The following is an 18,574-nucleotide window of genomic DNA, read 5'->3' on the forward strand; positions in this document are numbered from 1 at the left end:
GTCATGGATCGGAGAAGCCGCCCAACAGACTGCGAAGCCGAGGGCCTCATCCCTTCCAGTTCTTCAGCGCCGCAAACGGGCTGTCGGCCTCCGGGGGCTTCTCCGGGTTGAGGACCGGCTCGACCTGCGCCATCGCGTCCGCGATCGAGAAGGCCGAGCCGCTTTGGAGCCGGCCGCCGGCCGCGTCACGGTGACCGCCGCCGCGGAACAGGCGGGCGCCGTCCAGCGCCGTGCCGTTGTTCGAGCGGAACGACAGCGTGCCCATTCGCTGGACGTTGACCACCCGCGTGGCGCGGCCCGCATCCATGATCAGGTCGGAGACCCGCTGGAACGTGCCCGAATCGAGGGCGAAGGACAGGAGCGTGCCGTCCTTGAGCGGGCGGAACAGCGCGTCCGAGCGGGCGAGCGCCCGGGCGAGCCGCATGCGGGTGGTGAGCGTCGGTTCGTCGCCGGGCACCTCCCGCAGCAGGGCACCGACAACGTCCGTGCGGATGGCGATCGCGCGCCGCTCGAGCTCCGCCGGGCTCGCCCCGTCCCGCAGCGCTGCTGCGGCGGCGAGCAGGATGTCGGAAACGAACCGGTCGTGCCAGGGGTGGCCCACAGGCACGAAGCTCGACACGATGTCCCAGAACAGCTCGTCGAGCGCCAAGCCCCCTGGGAAGGCCGGGCTCTCCTTGCGCCAGAGGTCGAGGGCGTCCACCGCCGCCAGCAGGCTCGACAGGTCGGCCTCGGGCTCCCGGGTCGCGAAGAGAGCCCGGTGGTCGAAGGCCATCCGGGTGGCGCAGATGTCCTCCTCGATCAGCACCGCGATCTCGGGATCGCCGAGGTCGATCCGGTTGAGGCCGCTTCGCTCCGGGTCGGCGACCGGCTCCAGCCCGAGGCGGCGCAGCTGGTCGAGCGACGAGGCGTGGTGGTCGAGGACGACCAAGCGGTGCTTCCGGCCCTCGTCGCGGCGCCGGTTCATTGCAGCGAACTTCTTGAGGCCCGCGATGGTCTGCTCCTCCAGACCGAGGTCGGTCATCAGCAGGATCTCGCTCTCGCCCGCGCGGCCGAGGCGCTTGATTTCGTCCTCGAAGACCGGGCCGACATCGCTGTAGCGCGGCACATGGACGACGCGCTCCACCGTCGCGCAGGCGGCAGCGACCGTGGAGGCGCCGTAGCCGTCGAGGTCGTGGTGGGTGATCTGGATCAGGCGCACGCGGGGCGGTCTCGAATTGTGAGAAAGGAGGGCGGTCTACGACGTCGGGGGCCGGGACGCGAGGGGCGGACCTCCTCTTCCGCCCACCCGCATTCGATGCAGAATGCGGGTGGGACGTCATGAGTCGCAAACGGCCGGTCGGACCCGGAGCACCCCAAGGGTGCCCGTCATCCCGGGAGGAGCACCATGGACTTGGCCGCGTCGCCGCGCGTGACCGGCGCGTTACCTGGAGCGCATGGAAGCGGCTGTTCCGTTTCCGGACGAGCTGGGGGATGATCGCCGGCTATTTCGGCTGCATCTACATGACTTGGCTCTACACGGCGTGGCTGCCGAGCTATCTGGAGATCGAACGGCACTTCACCCTGCAGAAGACCGGGCTTATCGGCTCGATCCCCTTTGCCTTCGGGGTGGCGGGTGGAATCCTCGGCGGTCGGGTGGTCGACGTGCTGGTCCGGCGCGGTGTCGACCCGATCCGCAGCCGCAAGATCCCGATGGTCGCGTCCCTGGTGGCGACCGCGGTCTTCACCGTGGTGGCGGCCCTGACGCCGAGCGACACGCTGGCCATCGCCTGCATCTCCGCCTCCCTGTTCCTGGTCTATCTGAGTTCCTCGTCGGCCTGGGCGATGGCCTCGGTGGCGGCGCCGGCCAGCTGCACCGCGTCGCTCGGCGCCATGCAGAATTTCGGCGGTTACATTGGCGGTGCCCTGGCCCCGACCGTGACGGGGTTCATCGTCGGCGGAACGGGCCATTTCTCGATGGCCTTCATCACGGGAGCGGTGATCGCGCTGGTGGCGGCGCTCGGCTACTGGACGCTGATCCAGGACCCGATCGCCGACGAGACGCCGGCCGGCCATCTCGTCGGGGCCCTCAGCGCCGCAGAGTGACGGGCGAGTTGCGGGTCGCTTGCCGCGCCGTCAGGTCGCCTGATGGTGGGGCGGTCAGCTAGGGGAGATCAGGACCCCTGAGGCCGGGCCGCCACGGTGCGGGAAAATCCGCTCCAAATACTCGGCTTGGTCGAAATCTGTATAGAGCCGCAGACTTGCTCCGGATCGACGGATCGACCTATGGTTGATTCACGTGGCGGCGCGCGAAATCCGGATGAGAGCTGGGCGGCTCAGTGTTGGTCGGCGAGGCTCGGCGCGGGGGCGCGTCTGATGGCCGGCCGGAGCCACGATCCCTTCCCCGGCTTGCGCGACGATCTCGAGGCGAGTTTCCGGGAGGACCTCGAAGAAGCGGTGATCGATCCGGGCCGCTGGCCGGACCTGATCGACCGAGTCTCGCGCGCCTCCGGCAGCGAGGGCGCGCTGCTCCTGCGCTCCGACAAGAGAGCGCTCGACGCGCTCTGCACGCCGTCCATCGCGGATGCCTCGCGCCGTTACTTCGACGAGGGCTGGCACCATGAGGATCACCGGCTCCGCGGCATCCCCATCATCCGCACACGCGGCATCGCCGTCGACCAGGACTTCACATCGCCTGAGGAGATCGAGCGGCTGCCCTATTACCAGGACCTGCTGGCATCCCGCGGCCTGCGCTGGTTCGCCGGGATCGGCTTCGAGGTGAAGGGACGATTGTGGTGCCTGTCGCTGCAGCGGACGGTGGCACAGGGGCCGTACGAGCCGCACGAGCAGATGCACCTCGCCACGCTCTCGCCGCTTCTCCGGCGCGCCGGCCTGCTCACCGCAATGGTCGAGAAGGCGAGGCTCGCCGGCCTGACGCAGGCCTTCGATCTCATCGAACGCGCGGCGCTCATTCTCGACTCCGCGGGCCGGGCGCTCCGCTGGAACGACGCGTTCGGTGCGCTGCTCGGCCGGGACCTGAAGCTCGCCTGCGGACGTCTCACCGCGGAGGATCCGGAGGCGGGGCGGCAGCTCGAGGCCCTGTCGCGGCCGTCCGGCCGGGCGCCGCTCTCCGCCGTGGTGGTGCCGCGTCGGGATGGGCCGCCGATCGTCATCCACGTCATCCCGCTGGTCGGACCGAGCCGCGGAATCTTCGCGGGCGCGAGCACGCTGCTCCTGTGCAGCATTCCGGGCGCCGCCCCCTTGCCGGCATCGGCGATCCTCCAGGCTGCCTACCGCCTCACCCCCGCGGAGGCGCGCCTCGCCCAGGCCCTGTCCGGCGGCACCTCGCTGACCGAGGCGTCGTCCCGCTTCGCCATCACTGCCGCGACCGCGCGCTCGCAGCTGAAGGCGATCTTCGCCAAGACGGGCGCCACCCGACAGTCGGACCTCGTTCGGCTGGTGACGGGGCTCGCGCGCTGACCCTTCGGGCACCGCCGCGAACGCGCGGACATGCAGGCAGCTTCGCGTGGTCCATCCCCGACCGACCCACCCGCTCGGCGGCCGGAATGCGGAACGGGTCTGCCCGCAGAGCCGTTTCGACGGGGACAACGGGAGAAACTTGATGACCAATCGGATCGCACTCATCGCCGCCGTGACCATCGGTGCCCTGCTCGCCGGCGCGCCGGCCGAGGCGAAGGGCTGCCTCAAGGGGGCGGTGATCGGTGGCGTCGCCGGGCACGTGGCCGGTCACGGGAAGATGGGGGCCGCCGCGGGCTGCGCCATCGGCCACCACAACGCCAACAAGAAGGCCAAGCAGGGCTGAGTCGGACCGAAGACGTCCCGCAGAAACCCCAGTCTACCCTGCCGCACATCCAGGGCTTCTGCGAGCCCGCTCAAAGCCGGACCCCCATGCGGGTCCGGCTTCGTCGCGTTCGGAGCCCGGTTGCACGGCGATGAACCAGCACTTCGGTATCCCGATCCGAACAGCGCCGGCTGCCGCCGCGCCCGGTGCGGGGCTGCTATTGCCGTGGAACCCGTCGGAACATCTCGCGCCAGCCGGTATGTTGATCCATCTTTAGAGCTGTTCTAATTAAGGACTGCCGGTGCGCCGACGGATTCGATCCCGCCCTTCGGCCCCGATGATGGAGAGATCCGATGGCCGGTACCGCGAACGCCGCTTGCGAGAGCTGCCGCTTCTTCGACGATCACAAGCTCAACGGTGCGCGGGCGAAGGGCGATGAGGGCCTGTGCCGCTTCAATCCGCCGGTGAGCCAGCCGGCGCCCGAGTCGAAGGGCCTCTGGCCGGTGGTCGCGTCGAAGGATTGGTGCGGTCACTACACCGCCGAGATGTCCGCTGCCTAGTAAACGGCCCATGTTTCGCGGCGCGCTCCTGCGCGCCGGCCTGTTGCGGCTGGGCGAGGCCCGTTGCCGGCCTCGTCCGGAGCCGCGTATCCTGTCGCCGTGACGCACGCGATACGCCCGGCGACCGAGGCCGACCTTCCGATCATCACGGCGATCTACGGCGATGCCGTGAGCACCAGCACGGCGAGCTTCGAGACGGAGCCGCCGACGGTCGCCGAGATGGCCCGGCGCTTCACAGACCTGCGTGACGGCGGCTTCCCCTACCTCGTGGCCCTCCGCGACGGATCGGTCGTGGGCTATGCCTATGCCGGCCCCTATCACCGGCGGGCGGCCTACCGCTCCACTGTCGAGGATTCGATCTACGTCGCGCGGGACTTTCGGGGCGGCAGGATCGGCCACGGCCTGCTCGCGGCCCTGATCGCGGCCTGCGAGCGGATCGATTGCCGTGCGATGGTGGCCGTCATCGCCGAGAGCGACTCCCCCGCCTCCCTCGCCCTGCATGCGAGCCTCGGCTTCGTGCCGGTCGGCACCCTGGCCGGGGTCGGCTTCAAGCACGGGCGCTGGCTCGACGTCGCCTTGATGCAGCGCGCCCTCGGACCCGCGCGAACCACGCCGCCGACCCGACTCTGAACCCGCTGCAGCGCGGCGTGCGAGCTCCGCACCCCAGCAGCCACAAGCTGCGTTGTCATGATGCGGACAACTTCGCGCGAGAAGGGGCGGGCAGGAAGCGCGTGCCGTCCGGTTCTCGGCCTGGCCAGAGCGCGATCACGCGAGGGAAGGGGGCTTTCTGCGCGCATGAGCGGTTTACGCGAAGGCGAGCGGTCGGGTCCCCATCACGGCTCGCGAGGCATGGGAGTTCGGGTATGAGGTTTACTTCGATCGGGCGTCGGGTTGCGCCGCTGGCGATCCTGGCGCTCTCGGCGCTGGCGAGTCCGGCACATGCCGCCACGCCGACCGATCCCAGCGGGACTTATCTCACCGAGGATGGCCGCGCCCGCGTGCGCCTTGAGAAGTGTGGCGCCGCCAACGACCGGCTGTGCGGCTACGTGGTCTGGCTGAAGGTCCCGCTGAACGACAAGGGCGAGCCGCGGGTCGACTTCAAGAACCCCGATCCCAAGAAGCAGTCGCGTCCCTCGCTCGGCCACCAGCTCATCATGGGCCTCAAGCCGAATGCGGACGCCCACTACGAGGGCAAGATCTACAATTCCGAGGACGGCAAGTCCTACGATGTCACCATCTGGACGGACACGCCCGGCGAACTGACGGTCCGTGGCTGCCTCATCGCGTTCCTGTGCAAGTCGCAGACTTGGAACAAGGTGACCGATCTTGCGCCGGGGCAGCTCGCCGGCCCGACCAACGGCCCGAACGGCCCGCGTAGCGATCCGGAATTCGTCACTGCGCCGAAGCCCACCGCAAAGGCGGGTGCGAAGCCGGCGGCGAAGCCCGCCGCCACCGAGACACCCGCCAAACAGTGAGCGGCGCGGCCGCTCAATCGTTGAGCGCGGCGTAGGTCAGGACACGCAGCTCCCGCCGGATCGGCAGCGCCGAGGACGGCACGAGCTGCGTCATGAGCACCACCGAGAGATCCTCGGCGGGGTCGATCCAGAACGCGGTCGAGGCCATGCCACCCCAGGCGACTTCGCCGGGCGTGCCGACAATCTGGGCGCGGGCCGGGTCGAGCATCACCGAGAAGCCGAGGCCGAAGCCGATACCGGTGTAGGAGGTCTCGGCGAAGCGGGGTGTGCCCATCGCGGCGAGATCTCCCGACAGATGGTTGGCCAGCATCAGGTCGACGGTCTTCCGGCCGAGGAGCTGCTGACCGTCGATCGTGCCGCGCGCGAGGATCATCCGGCAGAAGCGGTGGTAATCGGCGGCCGTCGAGACGAGGCCTCCCCCGCCTGAGGCGATGGCGGGAGGCTGCGCGAAGGCGGTCTCCACCGAGTCGTCGAACAGCCTGAGCCGGCGCTCGGAATCGTACGCGTAGCTCGCGCAGAACCGCGGCATCAGCTCTGGGCGGACATGAAAGTCCGTATCGACCATGCCGAGCGGGCCGATCACCTCCTCCCGGAGGTAGTCGGCGAAAGGCCGGCCGCTGAGCGCCGCGACGTACTGGCCGAGAACGTCGGTGGCGACGCTGTAATTCCAGGCGCTGCCCGGCTGCGCCAGCAGCGGCATCGTGGCGACGCGGGCGGTCATCTCGGCGAGCGTGCCCTCGCGCGCCAGGAAATCGATCCCGTGGGCGCGGTATTGCGCATCGACGAGGGTCGCCTCCATGAAACCGTAGGTCAGCCCGGCCGTATGCGTGAGCAGGTCGCGCACGGTGATCGGCCGGCGCGCCGGCTCGGTCTCAAGCTTCGCCCGATTGCCGCCCACGGCGACCCGCATCTCTGTGAAGTCCGGCAGCACCCGCGCCACCGGGTCGTCGAGCTGGAACAGACCCTGCTCGTAGAGCTGCATCACCGCCACCGAGGTGAGCGGCTTGGTCATCGAGTAGATCCGCGCCACCGTGTCGAGGGTGAACGGCGTGTTTCGGGCGAGATCGGCCTGCCCGCAGGCACGCGAAAAGGCCACGCGGCCCCGACGCGCCACCGTGACCGACAGGCCGGCAAGCCGCCCGTCCGCGACGAGCCGATCCATCCACGGAACGATCCGGTCGAGTCGGCCCGGGCTGAAGCCTGCGCCTTTCGGGTCGGTGTCGGTCAGCGCGCTCATGCCGTCTCCGTCGCTACGGAATTGTCGGGAATGGTTAGGGGGCTGGATGCGGAAAATCACCAGCCCATCGTGCCCGGTCCGCCCTTGAACGGCCCGACGATGCCCGGAGTGATCCAGCCGCCGTAGAAGCGCCCCGGCTGCGGCGTCACCCGTTCCGCACCCACGAAGCAGGCATCCATCGGGCCTGCATAGAATGCGACGTAGCCCGCGATCCTGCTGAAACCCGCGGTCGGCTCGGGATAGGCCCAGGCGGCGGCCGACACCACCCGGTCGCCCCCGTGCACGTCGAACAGGACCGCCGGCCCCTTCCACTCGCAGATCCCGCCGCGCCGCGGGTTGGCGAGTGCGCCCGCCGCGACGTCGCCCGGCGGCAGGTAGTAGGTCGGCGGGTGAGAGGTCTCGAGCACGCGGAAACCGGCTTCCGTCTCGGCGATCACGGCGCCGCCGAGCACCACCCGCAATCGGGCCGTGACCGGCTCCAGCCTGGGCGGGCGCGGATAGTGCCAGACGCTCTCCTCGCCGGGCTTGACCGGATCCGGAACGGGTCGTGCCATGCGGAACCTCGTGCAGATCGCTCGCGGCGCCATATAGGGCGCCACGCCCGCCGTTTGTCAGTGGGCCGGCCCGTGTTAGCCGATGGCCGACGCTCACGCTTTGGGACCGCCCGCGATGGACATCGCCCTCTTCCTCGACTTCGATGGTACCCTCGCCGAGATCGCGCCGCGGCCGGACGCCGTGCAGGTGGAGCCCGGTCTGGTGCAGACCCTCGAGCGGCTGCGCACGCGCCTCGACGGCGCGCTTGCGATCGTGACCGGCCGGCCGGTCTCGGTGATCGACGCGTTCCTCGATCCGGCGCGCCTCGACGCGGCCGGGCTGCACGGCGTCGAGCGCCGGATCGCCGGGATGGTCGCGGGTGGCCGCGCGGAGGATCACCCGGATCTGCGCCGGCAGGTCGAGCGGCTCCAGGCGGAAAGCGCCGCGCTGGCGAACGTGCTGATCGAGGACAAGGGCGCCTCGGTGGCGGTGCATTGGCGGCTCGCGAGCCCCGACGACGCCGGTCAGGCCGAGGCGCTGGTCCGGGAAGTGGCCGGCGCCCTGGGAGGCGCCTACCGGTTGCAGCTCGGCAAGGCGGTTGGCGAGATCGTGCCGGCGCAGGCGACCAAGGCCCACGCGATCCGGGCCTTCATGGAGCAGGCCCCCTATGCCGGGCGCCGGCCGGTCTTCTTCGGCGACGACCGCACCGACGAGATCGCCTTCGCGTCGGTCAAGGAGGATGGCGGCATCGCCGTCCGGGTCGGTGACGGCGAGACCGTGGCAGGCCACCGTCTGCCCGACCCGTCCGCCGTCCGCGCGCTGCTCCGGGATTGGGCCGAGCGCGGAACCATCGACCCCGCGGCGCTGCCGCCGGCCTGACACGCGATCCTGGCCGGGGCCGCCGGGCCGGCCTGGAGGAGCCCGGCGCTGCGGGAGCGGCCCTGATCTGGCTCGCTTATGCCGGGCTGGATCGCATGCTCGGTTACGGTCTCGAATACGGGAGCGGTTTCGGCGACACCCATCTTCGCGATCGGCCGGAGACGTGAGAAGGCGGACGGACCGCGATGAGGGGACTTGCCCGCCCGGCGGGTGTCGGGTGTATCGCCGGAGCTGCGGGCAGGCACCTGTCCTGTCTGCGTCCGGCCAGCTGAAAGGGGACACTCATTCGATGTTCGAGTTTCCGGTCCTGGTCGGCGACATCGGCGGCACGAACGCGCGCTTCGGCCTCATCGAGACGCAGGGCGGGCAGCCCCGTCTCCTGTCGCACGAGGCCACCGCGCATCATCCCGATCCGTCGAGTGCCATCAAGGCGTCTTTGGCCCAGGGCGGCGAGCGCACGCCCGCGCCGCGCTCGGCCATCCTGGCGATCGCCGGTCGGGTCGACGGGCCGGAGATCCAGCTGACGAATGCCTCCTGGAAGATCGCAGGCCAGCGGATCGCCGCGGATTTCGGTCTCTCCTCCGCGGTCGTGGTCAACGACTACGTGCCGGTCGCGGCCGGCGCCGCCGATATCGAGCCGCACGACCTCACGCCGGTCGGGCCGTGTCCGCCGGTTCCGGGCGGGGCCCGCGTGGTGCTCGGACCCGGGACCGGCTTCGGCGCCGCCGCCCTGGTGCCGTACGCCGCCCATCTCGCCATCGTGTCCACCGAGGCCGGGCATACCGATCTCGGTCCGACGGACGCGTTCGAGGAGAAGGTCTGGCATGCCCTCGAGCGGGTGGAGGATCGCATCACCGTGGAGACGGTGTTGTCGGGGCCCGGGCTCTCGCGGTTGCACGCGGCCGTGGCGCATGTCCGCACCGGGAAGCCGCACGAGAAGATCGATCCGGCGGCCGTCACCGAAGCGGGGCTCAATGCCTCCGATCCCCACGCCGCAGAGACGCTGGAGCTGTTCGGCCGCCTGCTCGGCCGGGTCTGCGGCGACCTCGCACTGACCTTCCTGGCCACCAGCGGCGTCTATATCGGCGGCGGGATCGCGCCGCGGATCCTGAAAGTGCTCCAGGAGAGCGGGTTCCGCACGGCCTTCGAGCGGAAGGCGCCCTTCGCCGGGATGATGCGCAAGATCCCGACGAGCGTGATCACCGTCCAGGACCCCGCCTTCCGGGGGCTCGCCGCCCTCGCGAACGAGGGCGCCAAGTTCGTCTACCATGGGCAGGTGTGGCGGAAGGGAGCATGACCGCGGCCGTCCGGTGCCCGAGGAGGAGTCTTGACGGCCCGCGGATCTAAGCCGCCGCCAGCGGCTTCGAGACCTCCTCCAGCGACTTGCCTTCCGCGGCCGTCCCCCAGATTCCGCCGACCACCGCGGCGACCAGCATCAGCACCGCGCCGAGGCCGTATCCGACCAGCACCCAGTCCCGGGAGCCGGTCTCCACCAGGGTTCCGAACAGGAGCGGACCGGAGACGCCGCCGATGCCCGTGCCGACCGCGTAGAAGGCCGCGATGGCGAGTGCACGGATCTCCAGCGGGAAGGTCTCGGAGACGGTGAGATAGGCCGAGCTCGCCGCCGCCGAGGCGAAGAAGAACACCACCATCCAGGCCCCCGTCTGGCCCATCGGCCCGAGGATATCGAGCCGGAACAGCAGGCCGACGCCGGCGAGCAGCAGCGCCGAGATGCCGTACGTGAAGGCGATCATCGCGCGCCGGCCGATGGTGTCGAACAGGCGCCCGAGCAGCAGCGGCCCGAGGAACGAGCCCAGTGCGAAGGGAAGAAGATACCAGCCGACGCTGTTGCCGGGCACCTCGTAGAAGCGCTCCAGCACCAGCGCGTAGGTGAAGAACAGCGCGTTGTAGAAGAAGGCCTGCGCGATCATCAGCGCAAGGCCGACCATCGTCTCCTTGCGGCTCGTGACGAACAGGGCCTTGAACACCTCCGACAGGGGGGTGTGGTCGCGGGTGCGCACCTTCATGCGCTTGCTCTCGTCCACCGGCGGCAGCCTGACGCCCTCGTCGGTGAAGCGCTTCTCGATGCCGGTGACGACCCGGTCGGCTTCCGCGGCGTAGCCGTGGGTGGCGAGCCAGCGCGGGCTCTCGGGGATCCAAGTGCGCAGCAGCAGGATCACGAGGCCGATGGCGCCGCCCGTGAAGAACGCGACGCGCCAGCCCCAGGCCGGATCGATCACCTCCGGCCTCAGCAGCACGATCGACATGAACGAGCCGAGCGCGGCCCCGATCCAGAACGAGCCGTTGATGACGAGGTTGGTCCAGCCCCGGACCCGGGCCGGGACGAGTTCCTGGATGGTCGAGTTGATCGCCGTGTACTCGCCGCCGATCCCCGCGCCCGTGAGGAAGCGGAACAGGCAGAAGCTCCACACGCTCCAGGACAGGCCCGTTGCCGCCGTGGCGCAGAGATAGAGGGCCAGAGTGATGAAGAAGAGCTTCTTGCGCCCGATCCGGTCGGTGAGCCATCCGAAGCCGATCGCGCCGGTGACCGCGCCCACGAGGTAGCAGGAGGCAGCGAGGCCCACGTCGAACTCGGAGAAGGACATCGGCGGCTTGCGCAGGGCGCCCACCAGCGAGCCCGCCAGCGTCACCTCGAGCCCGTCGAGCACCCAGGTGATGCCGAGCGCCACGATGACGAGGACGTGGAAACGGCCCCAGGGTAGCCGGTCGAGCCGTGCGGAGATGTCGGTGTCGATCACGCGGCCGATCTCCGCCCGCTCCGGAGTCCCGGAGCCCCCCTCGACCTTGCTCGCCATCCCCGCACGCCCTCCCGAACTGTCGTTTACCGTGCCTCGACAGCCTGCATTTACCGCGACTGGAGGCAGGTGTTGGCAACGACTTGGGAATCGATTCGGTTCGATCGCGTCTTCACTTGCCGCGCGCAGAACAGGGGGCGTCCACGCGGTGCCTCCTCATGCTCTCCCGTCTCCCCCGGTTCCGGCGTCAGCCTGTGATCCGCTTCGCCATGCTCGCGGCGATGACGCTCGCGGGGCTGGCCACCGTTCCGACAGAAGGCGCGGACGTCCATCTCGAACGCCCCAGACCCCGCGTCGCGCTACCGGCCGCCGAACGCTGGCGCCTGCGTCCGACGGAGCCGGTGATGCCGAACACGACCGGCAGCATCCGTAGGCGCCCAGAGACCGCGATTCCCGAGGGCCGCCGAAACGTCCGCCTGGTCTACCCGGCGCTGATCGAGGCGCGCTGACCAACTGTCCGACGAGGCTTGGCGATCTGCGCCCGCTCGGGCACATCGGCTGCTTCGTCCGCCAAGGACGAAGGGTTCAGATCGGTACGGAGTTCTCGGATGGCGGAGGCAGTCGCCCTGGTCGGGTGCAAAAACCCGGAGCAGGAGGCGGAGTACCTGCAGATCCTATCGGCGGCGATGCCGGAGGAGCGGCTCGTGCCGTTCCGGGCGATGGACGCTGCGGCACGGGAGGCGGCACGGATCGCCATCGTGGCCAATCCCGATCCGGCGGAGGTCGCGGCGCTGCCGGGCCTGGTCTGGGTGCAGAGCCTCTGGGCCGGGGTCGAGAAGCTCGTCGGCGCCTTCGACCGGCCGCTCCCGATCGTCCGGCTGGTCGACCGCGAGATGGCGCGCACGATGGCGGAGGCCGTGCTCGCCTGGACCTACTATCTCCAGCGCGACATGCCGGCCTATGCGCGCCAGCAGCGCGATCGCGTCTGGCGTCCGCACCCCTACAGCAAGCCGGCCGACACGACCGTCGGGCTGCTCGGGCTCGGGGCGCTCGGCACCGAGGCGGCGGGCAGGCTCGTCGGCGCAGGGTTCCGCGTCATTGGGTGGAGCCGCACGCCGAAGACGGTCGCGGGCATCGACACGTTCCATGGGGCGGAGAGCCTTCCGGCGATGCTCAGCCGCTGCGACATCCTCGTCTGCCTGGTGCCGCTGACGCCGGAGACCCGCGGCCTCGTGAACGCCGCGCGTCTCGCGGCGCTGAAGCCCGGGGCGGCGCTGATCAACTTCGCCCGCGGGCCGATCGTCGTCATCGAGGACCTGATCGCGGCCCTCGATGCCGGGCACCTCGCGCACGCGGTCCTCGATGTGTTCGAGGTCGAGCCGCTGCCGGCGGAATCCGCCCTGTGGTCCCATCCCGGCGTGACCGTGCTGCCGCATGTCTCCGGCCCGACCGACATGGACTCGGCGGCCGCCACGGTGGCGGCCAACCTGCGGGCGTACCGCCGGACCGGACGACCGCCGCAGGGCGTCGATACCGCGCGGGGCTATTAGTGGCCGCCCGTCCCCGCAGCTCCGCAGGGTGGAATCGGGGAGGATCGCTACCGACCATGGGTTGGCCGCGCCGTATCTTGATCGCTGCCGGCATCGCGGCCGGCGTCACCCTGATCGTCGGCCGCTTCAGCGACGCGCCGATGCCCGACCGGTCGGACCTGCTTAATCCGGACCGCTACCCGAGCCAGACGGCCTTCGCCATCCTCGGGCGCCGGATCTCGCGCGACGAGGTCGACCGGCTGAAGGGCACCGAGGCCGGCCGGACGGAGCTCTCGGCGGATCCTGCGGACAAGCTGCGGGCGCTCGTCGACCGCGATCTGCGCGCGAAGGTCGTCGCCGCGAACGAAGCCTCGGATACGGCGCGGATCGCCCGCGTTACCGGCAAGGGGCACGCCTTCTGGGCGGATGCCGGCTCGGGCATCGCGCGCGAGGACCAGACGGCCCTGATTGCCTACCATCTCTCGATCGACCGGCTCGCCGAGCCGGCCGCGACGCCCTGACCAGGATACACCATGCCGCAGAACACGAACCCGGTCTGGTTCATCACCGGCTGCTCCACCGGCTTTGGCCGGGAACTCGCCCAACTCGTCGTCGCGCGGGGCTGGCGCGTCGTGGTCACGGCGCGGGACCGGTCCAAAGTGGCCGATCTCGCGCAGGGCGCCGGGGAACGCGTCCTCGCCCTGCCGCTCGACGTCACCGAGGCCGACCAGATCGCGGAGGCGGTGCGCGCCACGAAGGACACGTTCGGGCGGATCGACGTGCTCGTGAACAACGCGGGCTACGGCTACCAGTCCTCCATCGAGGAGGGCGAAGAGGACAAGATCCGCGCGCAGTTCGACGCCAACGTGTTCGGCCTGTTCGCGCTGACCCGGGCGGTGCTGCCGATCATGCGGGAGCAGCGCTCGGGCCACATCCTCAACATCACCTCGGTGGCGGGATTCGTGGGCTTCCCGGCCTCCGGCTACTACGCCGCCACCAAGCACGCCGTGGAGGGGTTCTCGGACTCGCTCGCCGCCGAGGCCGGGCCGCTGGGCATCCACGTCAGCTGCATCGAGCCGGGGCCGTTCCGCACCGATTGGGCCGGGCGCTCCCTGGTCCAGACGCCCAGTACCATCGCCGACTACGCCGAGACCGCAGGCGCGCGGCTGAAAGCCACGTCGGAAAAGAGCGGCACCCAGGCCGGCGATCCGGTGCGGGCCGGCGAGGCGATGATCCGGGTGACCGAAATCGAGAACCCGCCGCGCCACCTCGTGCTCGGTGCCTGGGGATACGACGCGGTCACGAGCCGTCTGAAGCAGCGTCTCGCCGAGATCGAGGCGTGGCGCGACACCAGCCTCGGGGCCGATTACCCGGAGGGCTGAGCGTCAGATCACCGCCTCGATCAGGCCTCGTCGCTTGGCCTCCTCGGCCTCGAGATACCAGTTGGCAGAGGCCTTCTCGAGCACCTCGTCGAGGGTGACGTCCGAACCCGCGATCAGGTTGGAAAAGCCCTCGTTCTGGATCTCGATCGAGCACAGGATCTCGTTGAGGGCCGCCTTCACGGAGGCGATGCAGGTGGTGAGCGGCCCCTCAACCTGGAGCTGCTTGTTCATCTTGCGCTCGTGGATCATCAGACGCGTGCCGCAGGTCAGGTAGCGGTTCGGCCGGGCGAAGAAGCTCATGAAGGTCGTGCCGGCCGAGTAGATGGCCGCCTTGCCGAGGAAGACGAAGCGCCGGTGCGGATCCATCGCGCTGTTGAAGCGGATATCCTCTCCCATCATCCGGGCGACCTCCGGATCACCGCCGAGCGTCGTCAGCTCGACGACCACGATCTCGCGGTCGCCCGCCGCGTCGAGCTGACCCCGGAAATCGCGGTACATGGCGTAATCGACCGGGCCTGAGAGCAGGACGGCCGGAGCTCGGAACGCGGTCGGGTCGAGGGGGGTGGCGTCCATGGTTCTCCCGGTGGTTCAGCGCGGCCGTTTCGTCCCAACGGAGGCGAGCCCGGAGATGTTCAGCGCACCGGGTCGGACGAACCCTGACCCTTGCCCACGAAGGGGATACCCTCGATCGGCCATTCCTCCGTGCCGACGCTCTGACGGGTAATGGCCCGGACGACGTCGCGGGTTCCGTCGGGATCCTCGATCCAGGGCCGGTAGACGTCGTAAGGGCATTCCGACATCCCGTGCCGGTTCTCCTTCGCGTTGATCATGCCGGTGTAGCCGCGGTGTAGTTGCTTGAAGAGGTAGTCCTCCGACTGGCCATGGGCGCGGACATCCCGGATCAGGAACTTCGACAGGGCGGCGTACAGGATCCCCATCTCCTCCTCGCCGCACTGGCCGAGCGTCCGGCCGTCGAAGCCGATGATCGCCGAGTGGCCGAAATACGTGGAGACGCCGTCGAACCCGGCGGTGTCGGCCACCGCCACGTAGGCGTTGTTGGCGAACGCCATCGCCTTCGAGGTGACGATCTGCTGCTCCTGGCCGGGTACATGCAGCCCTGGCAGCGGATGATCCGCTCGGCGCCCCGCATGGCGCAGTCGCGCCGGATCTCGGGATATCTGCCGTCGTCGCAGATGATCTGGCTGGCCTTACAGGCCGTCTGGCCCGTCCGACACGTCCCATCTTGTCCACAGGCGCGGCGCGCTAGCGCAACGCCTTGGTAAGCGCCGGCACTCCACGGTCCCGGCCCAGACCGATAATCCGAGCCCGGATGCGATGATGACCAGCCAGCAGCTCGCCGACGAACTGAAGCGGATCGCCACCACGCAGGTCAGCGACATCACGCGGGCGGTGAAGGAAGGCCAGAAGTCGATCGCGCTGAACGAGGTACGGGACATGGCGCGCCGCCTCGGCCTCCTGGCGGACGCCTTCGACCCCAAATCGGCGGCCGAGAAGGCCGAGCCGGTCGACGACGCGCAGGCCGCCTGACGCCCAGAGCCGGCCCCGCCGAGGAGCGCCCGATGGTCCGCGCCCACTTCAACATCCGCCTCGACGGCGCCTGCCTGCCTGCATCGGCGGCCCAATGGGTCGCCGATGCTGACGCCGCCCGGGCGACCGCGCGCACGATCGTCCAGGGTCTGATGCGCCAGCACAACGGTGACCCCCGGCTGCTCGACGCCGCCATGGTGATCACCGACGAGACCGGCGCGACGCTCCTGGAGATGACCTTCTTCGACGCGCTCTACATGCCCGTGGAACCAGTGGCCGATCCGGATCGCCGGCGGCCACGCCCGCCGCGCAAGGCGTCGCCGGTGCGCCTGGGCGCCGCTCTCGGCCCGGTCCGGCGGCTCGCGGGGGCGCTCGGCGCGAAGGTGCCGCCGCTGCTCGGGCCCTGAGCCCGACCGCGCCTCAGCCGTAGAGGTCGCTGACCGCAAAGCCCCGCTGCGCGAGGCGCTCCGCCAGCACGCGGCGATGGCAGAGCGCCGGATCGCGCTCGAAGCAGAGCAGGCAGACGGGCGCGGCCTCGGCCATGGCAGCCAGGCCGTCGAGGGCCTCCTGCCCGGCGGCGGTGTCCAGCACCTCCTCGCAGTAGATCCGGCGCATCAGTGCAGCATCGCCAGCCCGCGCCGCTTGGCGACCCGCTTTCGGCGTCCCGAGGCTGCGCAGGTGCGCGTAGCCCAGCCCGGCCTCCTGCAGGGAGGCCCCGAGCGCCCCTTTCGAGAAGCCGCGCTTGCGCGAGTTGGCCACCGCTCGGACATCGGCCAGCAGGGCGACTCCGGCAGAGCGCAGGACGCCCCCCAGGCGCTCCGAATCCAGGCCTTCGTAGCCTATGGTAAAGATTTGCTTGCTCACGACGGCGTGACCGGACTCGCGTTTCGGAACCGGCACTTAGCCGTATCCCATCCTGTGAAACAGCCGGGGATGTGCGGCGTATGTCGCGGCTTTGCAACGCATCTCGGAATTCCGCCGCAATGATCGCAAAGCTCCGTTAACCGCGCCGGGGCCATCGAATACGCCTGTCTGAGGCGCTTCTCGGTGGCGGGCTGAGCACTGATGTCGCGGATCCACAAGCTTTCGCGGTCGCCTTTCGAGGACTTCGCGCAGGGTCTGACCGGGCACCTGAAGGCCGCCCGGCGCATCGCCGGCCGGGTTGCCGCCGCCGCCGCTCTCGCCGGCCTCGCAGCCTGTGCGTCGAACAACGACTTCTATCCGACCAAGGGCGATACCAAGCCCCACCCGGGCGTGGCCAAGGCCAAGCTCCATCCGATTCAGGGTATCGACATCTCGAAGTGGCAGGGCAACGTCGACTGGGCCTCGGTCCGGGCCGCGGGGACCCAGTTCGCCTTCATCAAGGCGACCGAGGGCGGCGACCACGTCGACGAGCGCTTCCGCACCAACTGGGACGGCGCCGCACGGGCCGGCGTGCCGCGGGGCGCCTATCACTTCGTGTTCTGGTGCCGCTCCGCCAAGGAGCAGATGGACTGGTTCAAGAAGAACGTCCCCAACGATCCGACCGCGCTCCCGCCGGTGCTCGACGTCGAGTGGAATGGCCACTCGCAGACCTGCCCGAAGAAGTTGCCGAAGGCGCAGGCGCTGGCGATGGTCACCGAGATGCTGGAGGAGATGGAGCGCTACACGGGCAAGCGCCCGATCATCTACACCGACATCACCTTCCACAAGGATGTGCTCGAAGGAGAGCTGCCCGACTACCCGCACTGGTTGCGCTCCACCGCGGCCGAGCCGGAGCAGCGCTTCGTCGGCCGTCGTTGGATGCTGTGGCAGTTCACCTCGACCGGCCGCGTTCCCGGCGTAAGGGGTGATGTCGACCGCAACGCCTTCTACGGCACCCCCTCCGAATGGGCCTCATTCCTGTCCACCGATTGCGACCCGCGCGACCACAAGCGGCTCTCGGAACAAGGTCTTTGCACCGACAAGTAGTGATGCGGTATGCGAAGAAACACAGGTTAGTTCAGCAGCGGAGCCCGCGGAGTATGCCTGCCGGGTCCGGCCGCCGACGGGCGCGCCTGTGAGGATCCTGTCGGGAGCCTCTGTCCCCGCACTCCTCCGCTCGCAATGCCTATCGATCACGCCGCCCCGACGGGCAACCTGCTCCTCGACGCCCTTTCCGCCCCGGACCGTGCGCTGATCGCCTCCTATCTGGAGCCGGTCTCCTATGCCAAAGGCGAGACCGTGTTCGAGGCGGGCTCCGAGGTGACGCACATCACTTTCCCGTGCGATCAGGCCGTGGTGGCTCTGGTCATCGCCACCCGGGACGGGCGAACCGCCGAGACCGCCACCGTCGGCCGCGACGGCGCGATCGGCGGGATCGTCAGCCAGGGTCGGGTTCCGGCCTCCGCCAACGCGATGGTGCAGATCGGCGGACCCATGCTCCGGCTCGAGACGGAACGGCTGCAGGAGGCCGGCGAACGATCCGCCCAGCTCCGTGACCTGTTCGCGCGCTATGCCGATTGCCTGGTGGCGCAGCTTCTCCAGACCGCGGCCTGCAATGCCCTGCATCCGATCGAGCAGCGTTGCCTCCGGTGGCTCCTGACGCTTCAGGACCGGATCGGCGGCGATACGCTCCCCATCACCCACGAGCTCCTGGCGGCGATGCTCGGGGTCCAGCGCACCTACCTGACGCGCATCCTGCGGATTCTGCAGGGTCAGGGTCTCATCCGGGTCGGGCGTGGCCGCATCACGATCCTCGATCGGGAGGCCGTTTCGGCGGCGGCCTGCGAGTGCCATGCCCGTGTGCGGGCGCATGGTGAGGCCGTGCTCGGTTCGGTTTACGGCCCGGCGAACGGTCACAGGACCGAACAGCCGGCGACCGCAAGCCGTGCGCTGACCTGAACGCGAAGAGATCAGGCCCGGGGGGTTCGGCACG

The 18,574-nt window shown here is 69.8% G+C and carries 24 protein-coding genes; 17 read left to right on the forward strand and 7 right to left on the reverse strand.

Features of this window, described 5'->3' with window-relative positions; translation table 11 throughout:
• Window positions 1–46 precede the first annotated feature (46 nt).
• Complete coding sequence (locus ACYCO6_RS01050; RefSeq protein ID WP_459768505.1) at window positions 47–1,198, reverse strand: dimethylmenaquinone methyltransferase; 1,152 nt, start codon at window positions 1,196–1,198, stop codon at window positions 47–49.
• A 119-nt stretch (window positions 1,199–1,317) separates the two neighbouring features.
• Here ACYCO6_RS01050 and ACYCO6_RS01055 point away from each other — a divergent pair, with 119 nt between their 5' ends.
• The 6 genes from ACYCO6_RS01055 to ACYCO6_RS01080 all read left to right on the forward strand — a co-directional run bounded on the left by ACYCO6_RS01055 (window position 1,318) and on the right by ACYCO6_RS01080 (window position 5,813).
• Window positions 1,318–2,082, forward strand: coding sequence for an MFS transporter (locus ACYCO6_RS01055; RefSeq protein ID WP_459768506.1), 765 nt, complete (start codon window positions 1,318–1,320; stop codon window positions 2,080–2,082).
• 270 nt (window positions 2,083–2,352) lie between these two features.
• Window positions 2,353–3,456: a helix-turn-helix transcriptional regulator gene (locus ACYCO6_RS01060; protein ID WP_459768507.1), complete on the forward strand. Its 1,104-nt coding sequence runs from the start codon at window positions 2,353–2,355 to the stop codon at window positions 3,454–3,456.
• A 142-nt stretch (window positions 3,457–3,598) separates the two neighbouring features.
• Window positions 3,599–3,799 carry a hypothetical protein gene (locus tag ACYCO6_RS01065; protein ID WP_459768508.1) on the forward strand — a complete coding sequence of 67 codons (201 nt, stop codon included), beginning with the start codon at window positions 3,599–3,601 and terminating at the stop codon, window positions 3,797–3,799.
• Window positions 3,800–4,131: 332 nt separating this feature from the next.
• Window positions 4,132–4,338, forward strand: coding sequence for a hypothetical protein (locus ACYCO6_RS01070; RefSeq protein WP_459768509.1), 207 nt, complete (start codon window positions 4,132–4,134; stop codon window positions 4,336–4,338).
• Between the two features lie 99 nt (window positions 4,339–4,437).
• Window positions 4,438–4,968: an N-acetyltransferase family protein gene (locus ACYCO6_RS01075; RefSeq protein WP_459773389.1), complete on the forward strand. Its 531-nt coding sequence runs from the start codon at window positions 4,438–4,440 to the stop codon at window positions 4,966–4,968.
• 233 nt (window positions 4,969–5,201) lie between these two features.
• Window positions 5,202–5,813, forward strand: coding sequence for a DUF2147 domain-containing protein (locus tag ACYCO6_RS01080; protein ID WP_459768510.1), 612 nt, complete (start codon window positions 5,202–5,204; stop codon window positions 5,811–5,813).
• A 13-nt stretch (window positions 5,814–5,826) separates the two neighbouring features.
• Here the strand turns inward: ACYCO6_RS01080 and ACYCO6_RS01085 are convergent, their stop codons facing one another.
• Window positions 5,827–7,050, reverse strand: coding sequence for a serine hydrolase domain-containing protein (locus tag ACYCO6_RS01085; RefSeq protein WP_459768511.1), 1,224 nt, complete (start codon window positions 7,048–7,050; stop codon window positions 5,827–5,829).
• 56 nt (window positions 7,051–7,106) lie between these two features.
• The gene (locus ACYCO6_RS01090; RefSeq protein ID WP_459768512.1) at window positions 7,107–7,604 is read right to left on the reverse strand and encodes a DUF427 domain-containing protein; all 498 of its coding nucleotides are present in this window, start codon (window positions 7,602–7,604) and stop codon (window positions 7,107–7,109) included.
• Between the two features lie 115 nt (window positions 7,605–7,719).
• Here ACYCO6_RS01090 and otsB point away from each other — a divergent pair, with 115 nt between their 5' ends.
• From otsB to ACYCO6_RS01105, 3 genes are all read left to right on the forward strand, one after another.
• Window positions 7,720–8,463: a trehalose-phosphatase gene (otsB, locus tag ACYCO6_RS01095; RefSeq protein WP_459768513.1), complete on the forward strand. Its 744-nt coding sequence runs from the start codon at window positions 7,720–7,722 to the stop codon at window positions 8,461–8,463.
• The gene (locus ACYCO6_RS01100) at window positions 8,415–8,630 is read left to right on the forward strand and encodes a DUF4260 family protein (RefSeq protein ID WP_459768514.1); all 216 of its coding nucleotides are present in this window, start codon (window positions 8,415–8,417) and stop codon (window positions 8,628–8,630) included. Before otsB ends, ACYCO6_RS01100 begins: the two co-directional genes overlap by 49 nt.
• A gap of 122 nt (window positions 8,631–8,752) precedes the next feature.
• The gene (locus ACYCO6_RS01105; protein ID WP_459768515.1) at window positions 8,753–9,760 is read left to right on the forward strand and encodes a glucokinase; all 1,008 of its coding nucleotides are present in this window, start codon (window positions 8,753–8,755) and stop codon (window positions 9,758–9,760) included.
• A gap of 46 nt (window positions 9,761–9,806) precedes the next feature.
• On the opposite strand, the gene ACYCO6_RS01110 is transcribed toward ACYCO6_RS01105, so the two are convergent.
• Window positions 9,807–11,279, reverse strand: a complete 1,473-nt coding sequence (locus tag ACYCO6_RS01110) for an MFS transporter (protein WP_459768516.1) — start codon at window positions 11,277–11,279, stop codon at window positions 9,807–9,809.
• Window positions 11,280–11,437: 158 nt separating this feature from the next.
• Between ACYCO6_RS01110 and ACYCO6_RS01115 the strand changes: the two genes are divergently transcribed.
• The 4 genes from ACYCO6_RS01115 (at window position 11,438) to ACYCO6_RS01130 (ending at window position 14,130) form a co-directional block, all read left to right on the forward strand.
• Window positions 11,438–11,728 (forward strand): hypothetical protein, encoded by a 291-nt coding sequence (locus ACYCO6_RS01115; RefSeq protein ID WP_459768517.1) that lies wholly within the window; start codon window positions 11,438–11,440, stop codon window positions 11,726–11,728.
• A 99-nt stretch (window positions 11,729–11,827) separates the two neighbouring features.
• Window positions 11,828–12,769 carry a 2-hydroxyacid dehydrogenase gene (locus tag ACYCO6_RS01120; protein ID WP_459768518.1) on the forward strand — a complete coding sequence of 314 codons (942 nt, stop codon included), beginning with the start codon at window positions 11,828–11,830 and terminating at the stop codon, window positions 12,767–12,769.
• 56 nt (window positions 12,770–12,825) lie between these two features.
• Window positions 12,826–13,269 (forward strand): hypothetical protein, encoded by a 444-nt coding sequence (locus tag ACYCO6_RS01125; protein WP_459768519.1) that lies wholly within the window; start codon window positions 12,826–12,828, stop codon window positions 13,267–13,269.
• Window positions 13,270–13,281: 12 nt separating this feature from the next.
• Window positions 13,282–14,130 carry an oxidoreductase gene (locus ACYCO6_RS01130; RefSeq protein WP_459768521.1) on the forward strand — a complete coding sequence of 283 codons (849 nt, stop codon included), beginning with the start codon at window positions 13,282–13,284 and terminating at the stop codon, window positions 14,128–14,130.
• Between the two features lie 3 nt (window positions 14,131–14,133).
• Here ACYCO6_RS01130 and ACYCO6_RS01135 read toward each other — a convergent pair whose 3' ends face one another.
• Window positions 14,134–14,703 carry a ClpP family protease gene (locus ACYCO6_RS01135; RefSeq protein ID WP_459768523.1) on the reverse strand — a complete coding sequence of 190 codons (570 nt, stop codon included), beginning with the start codon at window positions 14,701–14,703 and terminating at the stop codon, window positions 14,134–14,136.
• 59 nt (window positions 14,704–14,762) lie between these two features.
• Complete coding sequence (locus tag ACYCO6_RS01140) at window positions 14,763–15,323, reverse strand: nitrilase-related carbon-nitrogen hydrolase (protein ID WP_459773391.1); 561 nt, start codon at window positions 15,321–15,323, stop codon at window positions 14,763–14,765.
• Window positions 15,324–15,465: 142 nt separating this feature from the next.
• Between ACYCO6_RS01140 and ACYCO6_RS01145 the strand changes: the two genes are divergently transcribed.
• Both ACYCO6_RS01145 and ACYCO6_RS01150 read left to right on the forward strand, forming a co-directional pair.
• A complete protein-coding gene (locus ACYCO6_RS01145; RefSeq protein WP_459768525.1) occupies window positions 15,466–15,678 on the forward strand; it encodes a hypothetical protein in 213 nt (70 codons plus the stop codon).
• A 32-nt stretch (window positions 15,679–15,710) separates the two neighbouring features.
• On the forward strand, window positions 15,711–16,085 hold the full coding sequence (locus tag ACYCO6_RS01150; protein WP_459768527.1) for a DUF6894 family protein: 375 nt from the start codon (window positions 15,711–15,713) through the stop codon (window positions 16,083–16,085).
• A 13-nt stretch (window positions 16,086–16,098) separates the two neighbouring features.
• Here the strand turns inward: ACYCO6_RS01150 and ACYCO6_RS01155 are convergent, their stop codons facing one another.
• Entirely contained in the window at window positions 16,099–16,542 is a 444-nt protein-coding gene (locus ACYCO6_RS01155) for a DUF488 domain-containing protein (protein WP_459768529.1), read from the reverse strand.
• Window positions 16,543–16,743: 201 nt separating this feature from the next.
• On the opposite strand from ACYCO6_RS01155, the gene ACYCO6_RS01160 reads away from it, so the two are divergent.
• Both ACYCO6_RS01160 and ACYCO6_RS01165 read left to right on the forward strand, forming a co-directional pair.
• On the forward strand, window positions 16,744–17,628 hold the full coding sequence (locus tag ACYCO6_RS01160) for a glycoside hydrolase family 25 protein (RefSeq protein ID WP_459768531.1): 885 nt from the start codon (window positions 16,744–16,746) through the stop codon (window positions 17,626–17,628).
• A gap of 135 nt (window positions 17,629–17,763) precedes the next feature.
• Window positions 17,764–18,540 carry a Crp/Fnr family transcriptional regulator gene (locus tag ACYCO6_RS01165; RefSeq protein WP_459768533.1) on the forward strand — a complete coding sequence of 259 codons (777 nt, stop codon included), beginning with the start codon at window positions 17,764–17,766 and terminating at the stop codon, window positions 18,538–18,540.
• Window positions 18,541–18,574: the final 34 nt, after the last annotated feature.

It is taken from the genome of Methylobacterium sp. CM6257, assembly GCF_054611515.1.

Excerpts from the sequence above, each read along its gene's own strand:
- ACYCO6_RS01055 (WP_459768506.1), top strand. The coding sequence starts at position 1,318 with ATGAGTCGCAAACGGCCGGTCGGACCCGGAGCACCCCAAGGGTGCCCG.
- ACYCO6_RS01060 (WP_459768507.1), top strand. The coding sequence starts at position 2,353 with ATGGCCGGCCGGAGCCACGATCCCTTCCCCGGCTTGCGCGACGATCTC.
- ACYCO6_RS01065 (WP_459768508.1), top strand. The coding sequence starts at position 3,599 with ATGACCAATCGGATCGCACTCATCGCCGCCGTGACCATCGGTGCCCTG.
- ACYCO6_RS01070 (WP_459768509.1), top strand. The coding sequence starts at position 4,132 with ATGGCCGGTACCGCGAACGCCGCTTGCGAGAGCTGCCGCTTCTTCGAC.
- ACYCO6_RS01080 (WP_459768510.1), top strand. The coding sequence starts at position 5,202 with ATGAGGTTTACTTCGATCGGGCGTCGGGTTGCGCCGCTGGCGATCCTG.
- ACYCO6_RS01085 (WP_459768511.1), bottom strand. The coding sequence starts at position 7,050 with ATGAGCGCGCTGACCGACACCGACCCGAAAGGCGCAGGCTTCAGCCCG.
- ACYCO6_RS01090 (WP_459768512.1), bottom strand. The coding sequence starts at position 7,604 with ATGGCACGACCCGTTCCGGATCCGGTCAAGCCCGGCGAGGAGAGCGTC.
- otsB (WP_459768513.1), top strand. The coding sequence starts at position 7,720 with ATGGACATCGCCCTCTTCCTCGACTTCGATGGTACCCTCGCCGAGATC.
- ACYCO6_RS01105 (WP_459768515.1), top strand. The coding sequence starts at position 8,753 with ATGTTCGAGTTTCCGGTCCTGGTCGGCGACATCGGCGGCACGAACGCG.
- ACYCO6_RS01110 (WP_459768516.1), bottom strand. The coding sequence starts at position 11,279 with ATGGCGAGCAAGGTCGAGGGGGGCTCCGGGACTCCGGAGCGGGCGGAG.
- ACYCO6_RS01115 (WP_459768517.1), top strand. The coding sequence starts at position 11,438 with ATGCTCTCCCGTCTCCCCCGGTTCCGGCGTCAGCCTGTGATCCGCTTC.
- ACYCO6_RS01120 (WP_459768518.1), top strand. The coding sequence starts at position 11,828 with ATGGCGGAGGCAGTCGCCCTGGTCGGGTGCAAAAACCCGGAGCAGGAG.
- ACYCO6_RS01125 (WP_459768519.1), top strand. The coding sequence starts at position 12,826 with ATGGGTTGGCCGCGCCGTATCTTGATCGCTGCCGGCATCGCGGCCGGC.
- ACYCO6_RS01130 (WP_459768521.1), top strand. The coding sequence starts at position 13,282 with ATGCCGCAGAACACGAACCCGGTCTGGTTCATCACCGGCTGCTCCACC.
- ACYCO6_RS01135 (WP_459768523.1), bottom strand. The coding sequence starts at position 14,703 with ATGGACGCCACCCCCCTCGACCCGACCGCGTTCCGAGCTCCGGCCGTC.
- ACYCO6_RS01145 (WP_459768525.1), top strand. The coding sequence starts at position 15,466 with ATGATGACCAGCCAGCAGCTCGCCGACGAACTGAAGCGGATCGCCACC.
- ACYCO6_RS01150 (WP_459768527.1), top strand. The coding sequence starts at position 15,711 with ATGGTCCGCGCCCACTTCAACATCCGCCTCGACGGCGCCTGCCTGCCT.
- ACYCO6_RS01160 (WP_459768531.1), top strand. The coding sequence starts at position 16,744 with ATGTCGCGGATCCACAAGCTTTCGCGGTCGCCTTTCGAGGACTTCGCG.
- ACYCO6_RS01165 (WP_459768533.1), top strand. The coding sequence starts at position 17,764 with ATGCCTATCGATCACGCCGCCCCGACGGGCAACCTGCTCCTCGACGCC.